The 16603-nt window shown below is 62.2% G+C and carries 18 protein-coding genes and 2 pseudogenes; 13 read left to right on the top strand and 7 right to left on the bottom strand.

Features of this window, described 5'->3' with window-relative positions:
- Positions 1–172: 172 nt before the first annotated feature.
- Positions 173–457 (bottom strand): annotated as a pseudogene (locus MRS60_RS35230) (hypothetical protein); the annotation flags it as partial.
- A gap of 235 nt (positions 458–692) precedes the next feature.
- On the opposite strand from MRS60_RS35230, the gene MRS60_RS27950 reads away from it, so the two are divergent.
- The 8 genes from MRS60_RS27950 (at position 693) to MRS60_RS27985 (ending at position 7537) form a co-directional block, all read left to right on the top strand.
- Positions 693–1220 carry a CS1 type fimbrial major subunit gene (locus MRS60_RS27950; protein WP_243566000.1) on the top strand — a complete coding sequence of 176 codons (528 nt, stop codon included), beginning with the start codon at positions 693–695 and terminating at the stop codon, positions 1218–1220.
- A 234-nt stretch (positions 1221–1454) separates the two neighbouring features.
- On the top strand, positions 1455–3623 hold the full coding sequence (locus tag MRS60_RS27955; protein ID WP_243566833.1) for a TcfC E-set like domain-containing protein: 2169 nt from the start codon (positions 1455–1457) through the stop codon (positions 3621–3623).
- Positions 3620–4306 carry a pilus assembly protein gene (locus MRS60_RS27960; protein ID WP_165948013.1) on the top strand — a complete coding sequence of 229 codons (687 nt, stop codon included), beginning with the start codon at positions 3620–3622 and terminating at the stop codon, positions 4304–4306. Before MRS60_RS27955 ends, MRS60_RS27960 begins: the two co-directional genes overlap by 4 nt.
- Positions 4297–4776: a hypothetical protein gene (locus tag MRS60_RS27965; protein ID WP_243566001.1), complete on the top strand. Its 480-nt coding sequence runs from the start codon at positions 4297–4299 to the stop codon at positions 4774–4776. Before MRS60_RS27960 ends, MRS60_RS27965 begins: the two co-directional genes overlap by 10 nt.
- Before the next feature lie 40 nt (positions 4777–4816).
- The gene (locus MRS60_RS27970) at positions 4817–5182 is read left to right on the top strand and encodes a hypothetical protein (protein WP_243566002.1); all 366 of its coding nucleotides are present in this window, start codon (positions 4817–4819) and stop codon (positions 5180–5182) included.
- A 66-nt stretch (positions 5183–5248) separates the two neighbouring features.
- Positions 5249–6256, top strand: coding sequence for a hypothetical protein (locus MRS60_RS27975; RefSeq protein ID WP_243566003.1), 1008 nt, complete (start codon positions 5249–5251; stop codon positions 6254–6256).
- Between the two features lie 8 nt (positions 6257–6264).
- A complete protein-coding gene (locus MRS60_RS27980) occupies positions 6265–6813 on the top strand; it encodes a hypothetical protein (RefSeq protein ID WP_131945738.1) in 549 nt (182 codons plus the stop codon).
- Between the two features lie 52 nt (positions 6814–6865).
- Complete coding sequence (locus MRS60_RS27985; protein WP_243566004.1) at positions 6866–7537, top strand: hypothetical protein; 672 nt, start codon at positions 6866–6868, stop codon at positions 7535–7537.
- Between the two features lie 428 nt (positions 7538–7965).
- On the opposite strand, the gene MRS60_RS27990 is transcribed toward MRS60_RS27985, so the two are convergent.
- A complete protein-coding gene (locus MRS60_RS27990; RefSeq protein WP_034181882.1) occupies positions 7966–8298 on the bottom strand; it encodes a DUF2322 family protein in 333 nt (110 codons plus the stop codon).
- A gap of 53 nt (positions 8299–8351) precedes the next feature.
- Positions 8352–9071: a flavin reductase family protein gene (locus MRS60_RS27995; RefSeq protein ID WP_243566005.1), complete on the bottom strand. Its 720-nt coding sequence runs from the start codon at positions 9069–9071 to the stop codon at positions 8352–8354.
- Positions 9072–9358: 287 nt separating this feature from the next.
- Between MRS60_RS27995 and MRS60_RS28000 the strand changes: the two genes are divergently transcribed.
- Positions 9359–9685: a thioredoxin family protein gene (locus MRS60_RS28000; protein WP_034181884.1), complete on the top strand. Its 327-nt coding sequence runs from the start codon at positions 9359–9361 to the stop codon at positions 9683–9685.
- Positions 9686–9695: 10 nt separating this feature from the next.
- Entirely contained in the window at positions 9696–10115 is a 420-nt protein-coding gene (locus MRS60_RS28005; RefSeq protein WP_131945740.1) for a secondary thiamine-phosphate synthase enzyme YjbQ, read from the top strand.
- A gap of 75 nt (positions 10116–10190) precedes the next feature.
- Here MRS60_RS28005 and atsR read toward each other — a convergent pair whose 3' ends face one another.
- The 3 genes from atsR to MRS60_RS28020 are packed head-to-tail and all read right to left on the bottom strand — an operon-like array spanning position 10191 to position 13422.
- Complete coding sequence (atsR, locus tag MRS60_RS28010; RefSeq protein ID WP_243566006.1) at positions 10191–12002, bottom strand: hybrid sensor histidine kinase/response regulator AtsR; 1812 nt, start codon at positions 12000–12002, stop codon at positions 10191–10193.
- A gap of 1 nt (position 12003) precedes the next feature.
- On the bottom strand, positions 12004–12507 hold the full coding sequence (locus MRS60_RS28015) for a molybdopterin-dependent oxidoreductase (RefSeq protein WP_034181887.1): 504 nt from the start codon (positions 12505–12507) through the stop codon (positions 12004–12006).
- Between the two features lie 42 nt (positions 12508–12549).
- Complete coding sequence (locus tag MRS60_RS28020) at positions 12550–13422, bottom strand: response regulator (protein ID WP_034181888.1); 873 nt, start codon at positions 13420–13422, stop codon at positions 12550–12552.
- Positions 13423–13469: 47 nt separating this feature from the next.
- On the opposite strand from MRS60_RS28020, the gene MRS60_RS28025 reads away from it, so the two are divergent.
- Positions 13470–13619: a hypothetical protein gene (locus MRS60_RS28025; protein WP_181152253.1), complete on the top strand. Its 150-nt coding sequence runs from the start codon at positions 13470–13472 to the stop codon at positions 13617–13619.
- 142 nt (positions 13620–13761) lie between these two features.
- Positions 13762–13959: pseudogene (locus MRS60_RS35080) on the top strand (hypothetical protein); the annotation flags it as partial.
- A 389-nt stretch (positions 13960–14348) separates the two neighbouring features.
- Here the strand turns inward: MRS60_RS35080 and MRS60_RS28030 are convergent.
- On the bottom strand, positions 14349–14690 hold the full coding sequence (locus MRS60_RS28030; RefSeq protein WP_243566007.1) for a hypothetical protein: 342 nt from the start codon (positions 14688–14690) through the stop codon (positions 14349–14351).
- Between the two features lie 474 nt (positions 14691–15164).
- Here MRS60_RS28030 and MRS60_RS28035 point away from each other — a divergent pair, with 474 nt between their 5' ends.
- Positions 15165–16571, top strand: a complete 1407-nt coding sequence (locus MRS60_RS28035) for an undecaprenyl-phosphate glucose phosphotransferase (RefSeq protein WP_105392708.1) — start codon at positions 15165–15167, stop codon at positions 16569–16571.
- The last annotated feature ends 32 nt before the right edge of the window (positions 16572–16603 follow it).

Below are 16603 nucleotides of genomic sequence, written 5' to 3' on the forward strand. Positions count from 1 at the left end.
CTGCCCGTGCCGGAACCAGGTGGATGCCACGCTGACTCGCGTTGCGCGAGCCGCGCGCGCTTTTGCCGTCGATGGCGACTGCTTCATCGGCCGGCACCTGACAGAGCACTCGCATCCAGCGAATGAAACAGGCGTCGAACTCCGGCGGATCGCGCGTCGCGAATACCCGACCGAACGTATCGTGCGATGGAATCCCCCGCTCCCGCGGCACGTACCGGTGCATCCAGTCGAGCTTCGATTCGCACCCGATCTGGATCGCGACCCGGCTATCCGCCTCCGACGGCATCCGGCTCCAGTTACATGTCTGCCGTCGTATTCCGAACGTGTGGAGCGGACATACGAATGCCGGCGCGACGTCGGTCGTTTGAAGCAGACATCGCAGGTTCGGGCACAAAAGTGATTGGTGCAAGGCTTGCACAGTTGGCCGGTGAGCGACCGAAGCGAGGGTTTTGCGCATGACTTCGGTCGGGAATTGTCAGATTCATCTAACAATCAACGGTTTAAAAATACAGATTTGGCAATTTCGTACAAGTACGAGTATATATGGCCGGTTGATTAAAATTCGTCCTATATCCCGCCAGGCACGAGTCATCGAAAATAGCGTCAGTGGAATTGATCTTCCACACATCGAATTCCGATTAATTCATCGCAATTCGATTCCTGAAACGCAATTTTTAAATAGAGATCATTCGATGAAACTCAGCAAACTCGTTCTGGCACTGGGCGTAACTGGCGCACTGTTCGGCATCGCACATACGGCACAAGCCGAACCCGTGTCGAAGAAAATCACGCTGACCGCACAGATCAACGACGCCATCTTCGTGTCGAAGCCGGACGGCTCGACCTGGTACAGCACGGAAGAACTCGAAGCCAACGACTACACGCAAACGAAGTTCTCGAAGACGCTGCCGGTTCGCGTGTGGACGAAGAACGCTGACTTCAACATTTCGCTGGCGCAGCCGCTGAAGATGTCGAGCGGCTACTACGAAATGAAGAACGCCAAGGTTCAATTCACCAGCCAGGCGGGCGACTCCGAAGTCAAGTTCGGCGCGCAGCAGAAGATCACGCAAACGACCTCGGGCAACGGCGGCTTCGACGAAATCCACAACCTGAAGATCAACGTCGATGCGCCCACGCAAGTCGGCAACCAGACCACCAACGGCAGCTACAGCGGCGATCTCGTGATGGTGTTCGAGCCGGTCGCATCAGCGGCTCCGTAAGCCAGGTAAGCGGGCTGATGAGAAGCCCCGTCAGGGGCTTCTTTTTTACGCCGTCTCAAGAATAAATCGCGTGTCCATCCTTCCAAACCCGCCATAAGAGATAACGTGTTCGCCGATCAAGTTCCCTTCCGATTCAACAAGCTGTGGCTGGGTGCGTTCCTTTTTGTTTCGTCGCATTCATTTGCAGAGCTTAAGGTCTCGTACGGAGTGCCTGAAGGGTTCAGCGCGGCCGAGATGGATGACAGCGCGAATTATGTAGCGACATTCAAAGGACGGACGCTGCCAGGGTTCATCGGCTATTCGCAGGCGGATGGCGCCCTCTCGTTCGATGCGGGAAAGTATGAGGAAAACGGCGTTTCTGCGGAGGACATCCGCACCTTAACGAACGTCGTTTCGCAACTGGATTACAAGCGTTGCAGCAAGGGCTGCGACGTCGAGGTCGACGGTTACTACGTCACCGTCGACAAGATGAAGCGGTCGATTTCGATTCGCGACAAGCGCGAAGATTATGTCGCGCCGCAGACGAGCCTGGGCATCGTCAACAATCAGTCACTGGACTTGCGCGCCGCGTCAGATGGCTACCGGGCCGCGAACGTCAACGGCAACACCTGGGTCGGCCTGCCGTCGCAGAGCTTCGGCTACGTGAGCTGGTACGCGAACCAGACGTCGTCGCGTTACGGCAGCGGCGGTACGCGTGGCGTATCGTCGTATTACCTGCAAAAGAACTTTGCCAGCACGTATGTGCGGGCGGGCAAGCAGAACAACATCGACTATGCGTCGGGGTCGGTCAGTACGCTGCTTTCGCCGAGTTTCGACCAGTTCGTGACGGTCGGCAGCCAGACAAACCTGCAGGTCAACAACAATTCCGGGGCGCTGATTCTCTATGCGACCGCGGAAGGGAATTACGAGTTTTACCGCAGCGGCCGCCTGATCATGAAGCGGCCGGCCGCGATCGGTCGCAACGAGATCAGCTTCGCCGATCTTCCGGGCGGCTACTACTCGGTGGAAGTGCGTCTCGTCGACCGCAACGGCAACGTGGTCGCCCGCGAAACCCGCGAAATCAACAACCTCAACTTCGGGGCAAGGGGCGACGGCAATTCGTGGCATGTGACGGCCGGCAAGGACATGGACGAAGGCGGGTTTCTGGTCGAGGCCGGCCTGAGCCGAAACCTGAAGCAGTTCTATGTGAACGCGTCGATGCTTGCGGCGCACGACGGGAAATGGGCCGCGGAAGTAAACGTGACGCGCCCGACGCAAATCGCCGGCATCGACGTCGCGCCAACGCTCGGCGTGCTGAGCGGGGAGAGGGGCGTCGGCGGTTACGCGAACATTTCGCTGGCGAGCGAAGCGCTCGGCAGCCTGATGGTGAGCCGTTACCAGAACACCGACGTGTCGCGCTTCTACCAGGGGCAGCCGAGCACGGCCGTGTCTTACAGCCGCACCATCCGCAAGGCGACCGTCGGCTACAACTATCACCAGTCGAATTCCGGTGCGGCCCATCAGGCGGAAGTGCGCTGGAACTATCGGCCGAACGGTCTGTGGGCCACCTTCGCGCTGGGTGTGCAGAAGGGTGGCTTCCAGCGCGGCAACGGCGGTTATGGCGTGTACTTCAATATGACCATGATGCTGGACAAGGTGCAGGCGAGCTTCAGCGCCGCGCATTCCGGCGGGCAGACGCAGTTCAGCGGCGATGTCCGCAAGGATTTCCAGGACAGCTTCGGCACGTCGTCGATCGGGTTGAACGCGAACCGCATCGGCAACGACTACGGCGTCAACGTATACGGCAGCCGTTCCGGCACGCGCGGCGACGCGTCGCTGAACCTCGGCCACAGCAGCGCGGGCAGCAACGTCGACTTCAACTACAGCGGCATGGTGGCAGCGAACAAGGACGGCATCGCGCTCGGGCGCTACAGCTCGAGCGGCAGCGCGATGCTGCTGAAGACACCGAAGCTCGACGGCATGAAATACGGCTTCAACGTCGAGGGTGCCCCGGTTGCGGGCGACAGCACCTATGCGGTGCCGCTGAACGCATACAACGATGTCGCGTTCGCCCGTGTGCAGAGCAGCAGCCAGGATCTCGACATGAACATCGAGGTGCCGGCGAACATCGTCCGCGCGCATCCGGGGCAGGTGTATTCGGCGAAGGCGCGAGTCGACATCAACATGATCTACAGCGGCTTCCTGACGGACGCCGACGGCAAGCCCATCGACGGGAAAGTGGTGGAAACCGGCGATACGGTCCACCGGAACGGACTGTTCTCGATCGTCAGCAAGAAGATGCTGAGCACGGTCACCGTGCAGCGCGACGATCGCCGTTATAGCTGCGACCTGAAGGACGCGAAGGGCAGCAATTACAGCTGCAAGCTCACGACCGATACGAATGCAGGAGAGGAAACGAAATGAACATGAATTTGCGAACCATGCTTCCCGCGCTGTGCGGGCTGCTGCTGGCGACGATCCAACCGGCCCACGCCGAAGGCGAGCTGATGGTGATGCCCGCGACGACCAAGGTGTTCAACGCGCACGAGCAGAAGGTGACGGTGAAGAACATGGGCGATGCGCCGCTCTATCTGAACGTGTCGGTACAGAAGGTCACGAACCCGGGCAAGACGCCGGAAAACAAGGTCGCGCTGGGCGATCTCGAGCACCCCGGCGTGCTGGCGAGCCCGGACAAGCTGACGCTCGGCCCGGGCCAGACGCGCGCGATCGTCCTGAAATCGCTCGCTGAGCCGGAACAGGAAGCGCTGTACCGCTTGTACATCCTGCCGGTACGGTCCCTCAAGGTCGATGACGCGCCGCAGGACAAGATTACGGCGCCAATGTCCGTCGCGATCGGCTACGGCGTGCTCGTGCGGCACATGCCGCCGCCGGGCAAGCAGCAGTCGGGCTGGACGCATCGCTGCGAGGGTGGCGGGATGACGCTGGAGAGCACGGGCAATATTCGCCAGATCTTCAATGACGTGAAGATCGGCCAGTCGGCTTCCCCGCAGACTGTTGCCGTGTTCCCAGGCACGCCGCAGCATTTTGAGACCAAGCGGATGTCGTTGCGCGTCGACGAAAAGCCGATGACGCTGGAATGCCCGTGATGAAACACAAGCGGCGTTGGGCGCTGGGTATGCTCGCTGCGCTGTGTTGTACCAGCAGCATGGCCGCGGGCATTTTGAAGTTGTCCCGCACGGAACTGACGCTGTCGCCGGACAAGCCGGTGCCTGAACTGTGGGCCGAGAACGTTGGGGATACGCCGTTGTACCTCGATGTGACGCAACAACTGGTCACGAATCCGGGAGAAAGCCCGGAACGTCTGTTGCCAGTTTCTGAAGCGCCGAGTCCAACACTGCTGGTATCTCCAAACCGCCTTACTCTGGCGCCAAGGCAGAAATATCGAGTGATGCTGAAAGAACTTGGCACACCGACGCAGGCGCAGGTATGGCGTCTGACGTTCCGGCCGAGAGAGCGGATTGTTGTAGATGCGGTTGACATATCAGGGACACAGGCACCGCTTGTTATCAGCGTCGGATATGGCGTCGTGATTTATCAGATGCCTCGTCAGAGGTAACCGCAGCCGGATTGTCGTGATCTTAGGCAGAGGAGTTCGAGTGAAAACGTCAACGCTATGTTCGGGATTGATCGCGCCGGCCCTCGCACAGTCGCAGGTTGTCAATCTCACCGGCAAGACCAAGAGCAAGACCACCGCCTACTTAACTCCGCGGGATGTGCTGACTGTAGCGGACGACAAGGGCGGTTGGTTCGAAAGCAGGCTGGAAATGCGGCAGACCGGCGGTTGGACGATGCCTTACGAGGGGCAGGCAAGACTGAAGATTTTGTCGACGAGTGAGGATTCGGTCGGATATCACACGGTCGATATTTCGGCTTATCCACCGGAAGAGGATTTCAAGAGCACGGCCGGCATCTATGGCGGCGTGTTGTCGATGAGGTTCGAACCAGTAGTCAAGGCGCCGTGACAGGGATGTATCTGGCGGTCGTGCTTCTATGAAGCTAACGAAAGATCGAATAACACGAGTGATGGTATGAACGGGATGGTTAGAGGCGTAAAGGTCGGTGCGTGGTGCAATCTATCCAGGGTTGGAGTGGTGTTGTGTCTGATGGCTATTTCTAAACTCGCAGTGGCCTTGGAATTGACCGATCTAATTAGTGGTTATAGGAATTGTTCATGGATTGATCAGGGGGACGGGACGAGCAAGATAAAGCTGGATATCGACTTTAAAGATTCTTCTGGTCATACGGGGAAATGGGCGTTCGTCTCGCGATCAATAATGATTTCTACGTATGATAAAAATGGAACTGTCGGTCCGAGTAGCGAAATAGTCCCTAAAAGCGATGTAACTATGGGATCGGCGGCACCCTCTCGTGTTTGGACGCCATCGGACAATTCGTATTCGATGTATTATGGCGGGGGCAGCTGGAACAACGGCAATCAGTTCTCGGGCAACGTTGTGATCCGGATTAATAACGAGAAGGTTGCAGCATGGCCGGGTATTGCCGTTCGGGCTGGAAATTACACGCAGGGGTATGATTATGGCGAAATCACTGGAGCTGCCTATATAGCGCGTGGTGACCTAAACGGAAGCTGCCTAGTCATCAAGGATCCGGGCACACCGCCCCCCCAGCCGATCGCGATGACCATGTCGGCTCCGGACTGGGATCTTGGCGAATTGCAGGAGGGGGATTCGACGAAGACGTTCTCCAATAGTTCGGAGAAACTGTGCGTCAGTTACTCGGGAGCAGCGATACGCGGCAAGAATTTCATTATCAATGCGAGCAACGCTAATGGCGTTGCCAGCAACCGCTATCGCCTCAAAAACCTGAAGGATGCATCGCAACTCGTACCTTACAGCCTGACGCTGGACAGCGGCACGTCGAATGTGTCGCTGCCGAATGCGAGCAAGACGTCGCTGCCTCTCGATAGCTCGGGCAAAACCTGCTTTGTTCCGACCTTCAAGACGACGGTCGATCCGACCGTGAAAAGCGGAGATTACAGTGATGTGCTGACGTTCACTGTCGTCACCAAATCGTAGGAGATCTCGTGAAAACGTCCACACTCTGTAACGCGCTGATTGCGCTGCTGTTCGTGCCCGCCGTCGCGCTGCCGCAGACCGTGAACCTCAAGGGAAAGACCAAGAGCAAGATCACCGCGCACGTGACTCAGCGGGACATGCTGACCGTGACCGACGACAAGGGTGGCTGGTTCGACAAGGGGCTGGAAATGCAGCAGCTCGGTGGCTGGACGACGCCGTATGAAGTGCAGGCGCGGTTGAAAGTCGTATCGACGAGCGGTGTGTTCCAGGTTCGCATGGACGACCCGCTGACGATTCGCAACCAGTCCAACGCCGCCCAGGTGTTCCGGTCGCCGAAGGTGCTCCTCGGTAACGAAGGCGGGAATCCGAAGGCACTGTCGGTCGGCAAGAACGTGCAGTTCCAGAACCCGGCGCCGCCTGTGGCCGGTACGGACTCGGTGGGCTACTACGGTCTGGCCATCTCGGCCTATCCGCCGGAAGGCGACTTCAAGAGCACGGTGGGTACATACTCCGGCGTGTTGTCGATGACATTCGAGCCGGTCATCAAGGCGCCTTGATGACCGATCGTCATGCCCGGCGCGCCCCAATCTTCCACTGATTGACTGATACATGCACATGAAGCAGCTTTCTTCCGTATTCTTCGGCGTTTGCGCGGCGGCCTGCCTGTCCATGTCGGCGCCATCGTTCGCCGCGATCGACCTGATGCCGAAAGAAGTGGAGGTCGACGCGAAGGCGACGAGCGTGCAAGTGATCAACAACAGCGATCGGCCCGAGTACGTGAGCATTTCGCTGTCGCGTCTGCTCAACCCGGGCGTGCCGCTGGACGATGAGCGGCTCGAGCCGGTTGGCGAATCGGCGCATCCGTCCATCTATGCGTATCCGTTCCGCATGACGCTTTCGCCTGGTCAAACGAAGACGATCACGCTCAAGCCAGTGCGAGCGGTCGAGACGGAGACCGTTTACCGGCTCGACGTCAAGCCGGTCGTCAAGGTGCTGGGGACCGAGAAAAAGGCGGCGACCGCCAATATCGTCGTCAATCTCGGATTCAGCGGATTGGTTCGCCAGTTGCCCGCGAAAGAGCGCCGGACGCTTTCCGTCACGTGCGAAGCCGACGGTGCGCGCGTAACCGCGACAGGTACCGTGCGCTACCCCGTAACGGGTGCCGAAGCGGACGGCCAGAAGCTCGACGATTTCAATGTCTATCCGGGCGTGCCGCTGCCCGTGCATGGGCGCGTCGTGAAGATTCCGGGGCATCCGGCGTGTGAAGGCCACGCGGGATAATTCGACGTTTCGATGCGGAATGGGCAACCGCTCCATTCGCATATCGCCTGCATTCTCCGAATGACACGGCGCGTACCCTTGGACGCTGATGTGCGGGCCGACCGACAGGCTCGCAATCGTCCAACCTCGCCTGTCGAGCGCGACCAGCGCGACGATCAGCACGAACGCGGGGCCACCCCACGGTAGACCCGCGCAAACCCTTCCGGCGTGCCGTAGCGCATCTGCAGCAACGGGATCGCCGCGATGGCGGCAACGGCGATGGTGCCCCATACGGGTGACGGGCGAGGCCGTCATCGATGGCATCGAATACGGGCACATGCGTCACGGCATATGCGCGTGGGACAGCGATCCGGCATGCACCGGCGCTCATTGACGCGATGCACGAGCATGCCGCGCATCGAGGCGCGGCATCATTGCCCGCCTGTTGCTCAGCCCTTTGCGACGACGTCGATGCGCAGCGCTTCGCCGCCGGCGACGATCGCGAGCAGTCGATCGACGTTCGGGTGCGCGCCGGGGCGGTTGCGTGCGTCGGCGGTGTGCTCCGCGAACACGGCGAGGCCGTGCTCGGCAGCCTTCGCGTCGAGCGCGCCGAACGCCTGCTTCAGGTAGTGGTACACAGCGAGCGAACCCTGCTTGCCGGGCTGGTTCTCGATGCTGGCGACCACGTCGCCGTTCGCGCCGACGAGATCGATGCGCGCGATGCCGTCGATGGCCGGCAATTGCGCGAGGTTGTCCTTGAATACTGGGGTAGCTTGAATCACTGAAAACACTCCGTCGGTTCGGTCTTGGGCCAATGAGGATGGCCGGCCGTATCTTATCCGATCGGCTGCGGCGCACCGGCCGGCGCGGCCGGCGCGCCTGCGTTGCGCGAGCGCTCGATGTCGGGGCTGCGATATGCGCGCTCGGGAATCTCGGCGAGCCGCGACGCGTGCACTTGCTGCGGCGCGAGGCCGTAGAACTTCTGGAAACTCATTATCAGCGGCGACCATTTGTCCGGATCGATGCGGTCTTGATGGCCGTCCATCAGCAGGTCGGGATGCACGTGCACGCGCTGGATGCGCAGCTCGAACAGCGTGATCTTGCCGCGCAGGTCGGGCGTTTCATCGGCGAGGCCGTGCGCGGCCGCGACGACCGCTTCCAGGTGAACCGGGCATTCGAGCGCGCGCGGCGGCGACACGGTTTGCGAGGCCGCCTCGGTGAGCCCGGCCGTGCCGAACTTGTCGGGTTCGTATACATAACCCCTGGCCCGCTTGCCGTCGGGCACCGGATACGTGCCCGTCGTGCGCGCGATCCGGTCGACCGCGTGCGCCTGTGCCGACGACGGCAGGTTCAGCACGCATTCGCCGGTGCGCAGCAGGTTGCGGGTGGTCTGCGAGCTGGCGGCGATGCCGATCACGCCGCGCCAGCCGAGCCAGAACGCAGACGAGATCGGCGCAAGATTTGCTGTGCCGTCCGGGTTCAGCGTGCTGACCAGCACGACGGGCGTGCCGAAATAGAGGATGTTCGGTTCGGTGACGCGATGCGGAACGTTCATGGTCGGGGCCTTCGTTTCGTTGACGGATCAGTCCGCATGCTGATCCCGTCGCGGCCGCGCGGCGCTCCGATTCTTGTCGTGTCATCCAGCGGGCGGCGGCGCGATGGCGGAACGGAAATTGCGCGTGATGCGCAGACGGCGCGCGGAAGGCGTCGGGCCATTGCGCCGGCCGGCTTCCGTGCCCGCGTGCGCCGGCATCGCGCCGGCTTTTCCGCTACAGTAGGACATCGCCGATCGCACCCGCCGAGCCGGTGCGGTCATGTTCCAGAATTGCACATGAGGGCCCGATGCACACCCCGCAACGCTATTCCGAAGAGGCGCCCACGCGCGCGGAAGTCGACGCACTCGCCGGCACGACCGTCATCGAATTCGGCGCGAACTGGTGCGGCATCTGCGCGGGCGCGCAACCTGCGATCGTGGCGTCGTTCGCCGCACACCCCACCGTGCGCCACCTGAAGATCGAGGACGGCCCGGGCCGTCCGCTCGGCCGTTCGTTCCGCGTGAAGCTGTGGCCGACGCTGGTGTTCCTGCGCGACGGCGTCGAAGTCGCGCGCGTCGTGCGCCCCGCCGATGCGAAGCAGATCGAAGCCGACGGCTTCGCTGCGCTGGCCTGAAGGCATCGCCATGCAACAGGCCATCACGCATATCGCCGTCGACACACGCGGCAGCGGCCTCGTCGAATTCACGTCGCAGGTGCGCGCGTTCGTCGACCAGCAGTCGATCCGCACGGGCCTGCTCACCGTGTTCTGCCGGCATACGTCGGCATCGCTGCTGATCCAGGAGAACGCAGATCCGTCGGTGCAGCGCGATCTCGAACGCTACTTCGCGACGCTCGCGCCCGAGGACGACACGCGCTACGAGCACGACACCGAAGGCGCCGACGACATGCCCGCCCATTTGCGCACGGCGCTCACGCAGGTGCAGCTGTCGATTCCGGTCGAGCACGGGCGCATGGTGCTCGGCACCTGGCAGGGGATCTACCTGTTCGAGCATCGCCGCGCGGCGCACCGGCGCGACATCGTGCTGCATCTGATCGGCGAATAATCGGGAACGTGAGCGGGAACGCGCGACGCAGTGCCGGCGCGCGATGTCGTGCGCGTTTGCACGCGGCATACCGATTCAGCCGAGCAGCTTCTCGATGAGGGCGCCGAGTTCGCGCAGGTGCACGGGCTTCGGCAGGAATTCGTCGAACACCTGTTCGTTCTCGCGCAGCGCTGCCGATTCATAGGCGCTGACGCCGATGATAGTCGGATGGCGGCCGTCGTCGCCCGGTTGAGCGACCGCGCGAATGCGCCGCGCGACCTCGAAGCCGCTCAGGTCCGGCAGTTCGAGATCCAGCACCACGATGTCGTAGCGGCCCGTGCCGAAGCGCGCGACGCCTTCCTGGCCGGTGCCGCACAGATCGGCTTCGATGCCGAGCGCCGACAGCATCGCACCAAGCGTTTCGCGCGCGTTGTCGTTGTCGTCGACGACCAGCGCGCGCAGGTCGCGATGCGCGGCGGCGGCCGACCACGCGGGCGCTTCGCCGGCGGCCTCGACGAAGTCGGGCACTTCGACGGGCAGCGTCACGACGAACTCGCTGCCTTCGCCGACCACGCTGCGCACGTCCACATGCCCGCGCAGCGTCGTGACGATTTCGCGCACGACGGCGAGCCCCATGCCGATCCCGTCCACGTGCAGCCCGACCGCGTCGTTCGCGCGGTAGAACGGCTCGAAGATCTTCGACAGGTGCGGCTTCGCGATGCCGGTGCCCGTGTCGCGCACGGCAAGCTTCAATTGCCGGCCGGCCGGCGCGTCGGCGAGCGTGATCGATACCTTGATCGACCCGCCGAGCGTGTACTTGACGGAATTCTCGATCAGGTTCGACAGCACTTGCCGCAACAGCTTGCGGTCCGAGCGGATCGCGAGATCGTGCGGCTCGACCTGCTGCGTGACGGCGATCCGCTTGGCCGCGATCTTGTCGCGCAGCGGCTCGATCACTTCGGCGAGCAGCGGCGCCATGCCGACCGTTTCCAGTTCGGCGAGGCGCTTCGTCGAGCGCAGCTTGATGTAGTCGGTCAGGTCCTTGACGAGCGCTTCGAGCGATAGCGCGGAATTCTGCAGCCGCCGGATCGTCTTCAGGTTCGCGTCGGACTGCGGGCGTGCGAGCAGGATCTCGATCGACCCGCAGATCGCCTGCAGCGGCGTGCGCAGCTCGTGGCTGACCATGCCGAGGAACGCGTTCTTCGCCTCGATCATCTCGAACGCGCGATCGGACGCCTTGCGTTCCGCGTCGAGCGCCGCGTCCTGCCGTTCGAGCAGGTCGTCGCGCGTGCGCATCGTATAGAACAGCAGCAGGAACAGCGCGCACAGGATCACGCCGAGCACGATGCCGAGGGTCAGGATCGCGCGCTGCTTTTCCTTCAGCTGATGGAACGTGAAATCGCGCTGCGCCATCTCGATCGCGCGGAAGTAGTTCGCGAGGCCGTTGACCTTCGGCCAGTATGCATTGACGTCGTCGATCACCTGCCGCGCATGCTTCGGCGCACCGCGCAGCAACGGCACGTCGCGCTTCAGGCGCGCCATGAATTCACCGAGCGCGGCGATCTCGTTGCGCGCGCGCGGGATGCGCAGCCAGTATTCGGATACCTCGGACGGCCGCTGCAGGAACCCGAACGACACCGACAGGCTGTCGAGCTGCATCTGCACGCGATCGAAATCGTCGTCCTCGTGCGTCGCGTAGAGGATCAGCTGCCGGTCGAACCGCGTATAGACGTTCCGGTATTGCGCGGCCGTCCAGAACACGCCTTCGCGCGGCCCTTCGAGCACGCCCTCGTTGACCGATGTCGCCAGCAGATCCCACAGCAGGAACGCCCACGCGGCGAATCCCGTGATCCACAGCGACCCGAGGACCAGGATGATCTTTCTGTTTTTCCGCCGCGGCCGCGTCATTTCACTTCACGGTCAGGCCGATGATCTGCCACGCGAACTTGGCTTCGCCGAGCGGCGTCTTCAGCTCGTCGGGATACTGGTCGCGCGGATACATGATCCACAGCGGGCCGTAGTTGTCGTTGCCGAGCACCTTGCCGTTCATCGTTCGCGCGAGGATCACGCCGTACCGGTCGGCGTCGGACACGGGGATCGTGAACGTGTATTCGTCGATGCAGTGGAATTCGATCTGCGTGCCGTGCGCGCCGACGGCCTTCAGCACGTCGGACAGGCGCGGGCCGGTGAAGGTCGCCTTCGGCGTCCAGCTCGTCGACGTGACGATCGTATGCTGCGGCAGCGCCATCAGCGCCTGCTCGGAGAACACGTATGCCGTCTTGCCTTGCTGGTTGCTCTTGTCGATGTTGCCGTCGACGGTGAACGTAAACGACGAAGCGGCCCATGCCGCGGCGGCCATGCCGAGCAGGCAGGCCGTCAGCAGGCTCTTGGTCCAGATGGTTGAAATTCGCATGTCTTTCCCTCGGTCGTGCGGTGGTGGGGTGTCGTTCCGGTCTCAGCCCGCGGCGGCCACGGCCGGCAGCGCGATCTTCAGTTCGCGCGCCACTTCGGCGAACAGGATCGGCAGACGCACCGGCTTTTCCTCGCAGCGCGCGTTGTAGTGGGACACGATGTGCGCGATTTCGTCCTCGCTGGCTTCCCCGGTCGAGATCTTGCCGGTCAGCAGGAAGATCGGCGCGCCGCTGTTCTCGCTCGAACGGATGCCGCGCACGAGATCGGCGGCGGTCTGGTCGCCGAGCATCCAGTCGAGTATGTAGCCGTCGAAATCCTCGACTTCCAGCGCCTTGCGGAACGTGGCGCCGTCGAAGTACGGGATCGCGTTCACGCCTTTCTCGATGAAATATTCACATACCGTTTCGGCGACGTCCCGCGAATCGTCGACCACGGCGATCCGCGCCGCGTACACGTTCGGCTGGCTCGAGCGCAGCTCGACGACGTCGACCGCATACGTGCGCCCTTCGCGCGCGTGCTGACGCTCGGTGACGATCCATTCGCCTTGCCACTGCAGCGCGACGAAATCCGTTTCGATCTGGCTGCTGGCCTTCGTCGAGATCGCGGCGCGGCAGCGAAAGCGCCGCGACTCGATCACGAGCGTCGCATCGACCATCTCGGCCGCGGGCGGCTGCGCGCCCTTGTCGTCGAGCAGGATCGCGGGCGGCACGCCGAAGTGCGTCGCGATGTCCTGCAACTGCGACAGGTTCCACGGGATCAGGCCTTTCATCTTGCGCGTGACGACCGAGAAACTGAGGCCGAGCACGTTCGCGATCGTCGTGTTGTGACTGCGCGGCGGAATGCCGTTCCGGTTCAGGAGGTCGCGCACCTTGTTGGCGGTGATCAGATCGACGTTGGCCTGCTCGCTGTTGGGCATCTCGATGGGGTCTCCAGGGGTTTTGGGCGAGGAAGAGGATATCAAAAGTGACGCGTCACGCAAGTTTTGAAAAAGCGAAGGACCTTGACATGCCATTTTTCTCCATTATTATTGCTCACCACGTCACTATTGTTTGCCGCGTCATGTTTGGGATCGATGCCGGCGACAGCCGATACAGCGAAGAGCGGCGGCAATGAAGTAGTGACGGAACGATTCAAAGAGAGAACCTGAGAGAGCCTTGGGCAGCGTGTCGGCGTTGGCGGATTGTATCCGCTGCGCCGCGCGCGACCAGGTTGCGAGCCAAGCTCGCGGAGGTGAAAAGCTCGAAGAATTGCTGCGCGCGTCGTCGCGCTGAAGCAGGCCGCGAAGGCCCGGCCGAAAGCGGCCTACGATCCCGGCCTGCGTTGTTTCCGCGGCGACAAGGAATCGAAGGAGCTGCTCGAGTTCGCGCGCAAGGCGAAGAAGGAAGACGAAGAAGACTGGAAATGGCGCACGCAATGGCGTGACGTCCATTACGGCTACTGGTACTCGGGCTAGGCGTACTGCGGCGTCTGAAATCGGACGTACTGGTACGACTGACCGGGCCGAAAGCAACGGGGGCGGCAGCGGGGAGACCACCATCGCGCCACGCCGGGGGTTTATCGAAGTTCGCACGGACGCATAAGCCGAACAACGACTCTATCGAACGATAACGACATGAAGACCAACCTTTCCCGTCGTCACACTCAAGGTGTGCTGGTCGCGATGCTTTGCGCGTCCGTCGCGGCAGCGTCGCACGGGTCATTCACAGCTCAATGACCCGCGCTCGCTGAATCGAGTGCCTCAGGTGCGCCACGTCATCCGTGGCGCATCTTTTGCCGCCGGCTTGCCGGCGGTATTTCGTTTACGTCCGGGCCGCGCCCCTCAAGCGATCTCGCTGAAAAATTTCAATCACGTCCCAAGCGGACTTTCCTGTTCTCGTACGCGAAGCGAACGCTGACGCTGCCGTGACAGCTGCGCACGAGCGGCAGCGTGACGAGCGCACGGCACACGCTCGCCGTTTTGCTGCAGTCGAGATCCCCGAATTCGCCGCCGAGCCGGCACGTCATGTCGGAACAGGCGACGCCGATGCGCGTCGATACCGAGCCGGCTGTCACCTGAAACAACACGCGTAAGTAGCGCTGGCGGGCGTTGCTCGGGACGCGCGGCGAAACCTGCCGCCCATGCGCAGCGGCGCGTTGACGCCGCCTCTGGTCGCAACACCGACACGCGTCGCAGTCGTCGGCCATCGCGTTCGCGGGATGGCAGTGTTTTCACACCGGCTCGCGAAATGATCCGGCACACATCACGAGGCTTGCTCGGTCACTTGACATCAATAGACACGCCTTGTAGGCAGGGGCCTCATTGTCAAATGGGACAAGTAATGGCTCTATGCCAATTAGTTTAGGACATGAACGATTTAAAACACCAGATCGTAGTGGCAGTATCAAGTCTTACATCGTTTCGATAAGCGATGGGCTTGCGGTAAGCAGAGGGCGTCGGTCTCGTTGAAGTTGTTGGGCCACGTCAGCCAGGTGCGAAATTTAACGATCCGTGACGTTTGATTGAAGGTCCATGTCAATCGATTCAGATTCGCATTACTAAACAACACATGAAATCGATCATCGATCCGGGATTCGATTCGTGCCGGCGTGGCGTGCATTGCGTGTAGATGCACCGCCGTTCCGTCGCCAATCGATCGCGACGGATGATCGCCCAGGGTTATGCCTTCGTTCAACCAAACTAGATATACCCCCGCCGTTCGCGGAACAGCTTCACGGTTCAGGTTGCTGGACGCCGTATTGCTCGTCGTCACCGCATGGGCAGCGAGAAGCTGGCTGGGCGGCTCGCCGTCTGCCGGATCTGATGCCGTGCTGATCGCCGTTTCGATCGCGTGCGCGCTGGTCCTGTTTCCGTTGGTCGGTGTGTACGGCGATCCCGAGCGCCGCCTGTCGTGGCGTCGCGTGTGGCTTGCGCCGGCCTGCCTGGCCGTCGCGTTGTGCGTCGGCGCGATTTCCGTCATGGCGCACGACCGGCAATTTCCGGTCGCGCTCGGCTGGCTAGCCGGCTGGTTCGCGCTGTCGGCGGTCGCGCTCGTCGTGTCGCAGGCCGCGCGGTGGTGTCTCGGTGTTTTCGCGGCGGCGCGGCATGCCCGGCGCAAACCGGTTGCGCTCGTCGGGCATCGCGAACGTTGCCGGACGCTCGTCGGGCGCGATGCGCGGCAAACGGGGCGGTCGTTCCAGATCGCCGCGATCTTCGACATGTCCGGTTCGTCGCCGATCGGGCCGGAAGAGCCGGCCGTGCATCGTGACCTCGCCGAATTCGTCGAGTACGTGCGTCGCGCACACGTCGGGGAGATCTGGATCGTGCTGCCGCTGTCGGAGGCCGATCGCGTCGGCGAGATCGTCCACGCGTTCGCCGAGGATCTGGTCGACATCCGCTTCATGCCCGACCTCACCGGCATGACGCCGCTTCATCCGAACGGGGCGCTTCGTGGTCACGCGCTCGATCTCGTCTCGTCGCCGCTTTCAGCGCGGGCGCTGGTGGGCAAGGCGGTGTTCGACCGCGTGTTCGCGGGCCTGGCATTGATCGGAATCGCACCGCTGATGGCCGTCGTTGCGCTGGCGGTGAAGTTGTCGTCGCCGGGGCCGGTGCTGTTCCGGCAGCAACGCAGGGGCGCTTACGGGCGCATCTTCACGATCTACAAGTTCCGGACGATGCGCGTGCCCGACCCGCGCGAGCCGGGCGAAGTCCGGCAGGCGACGCAAGGCGACCCGCGCGTCACGCGTGTCGGCGCGCTGCTGCGACGCACGAGCCTCGACGAACTGCCGCAGTTCTTCAACGTGCTGAAGGGCGACATGTCGGTGGTCGGGCCGCGCCCGCATGCGGTGGAGCACGACCGCTTCTACCAGCCCCTTGTCGACGGCTATATCCAGCGCTACCGGATCAAGCCGGGCATCACCGGCTGGGCCCAGGTCAACGGGCATCGCGGCGAGACGGATCGCGTCGAGAAGATGCAGAAGCGGGTCGAACACGATCTTTATTACCTGAACAACTGGTCGTTTGCGATGGACGTAAGGATCGTGGCGGCGACCGTCCTGTATGGATTCACGCATCGCAATGCCTATTGAATGACGCGTCGATGCACACGCTCTGGATAACG

Source organism: Burkholderia pyrrocinia, from assembly GCF_022809715.1.
In the GTDB taxonomy this organism is placed as follows: domain Bacteria; phylum Pseudomonadota; class Gammaproteobacteria; order Burkholderiales; family Burkholderiaceae; genus Burkholderia; species Burkholderia pyrrocinia_C.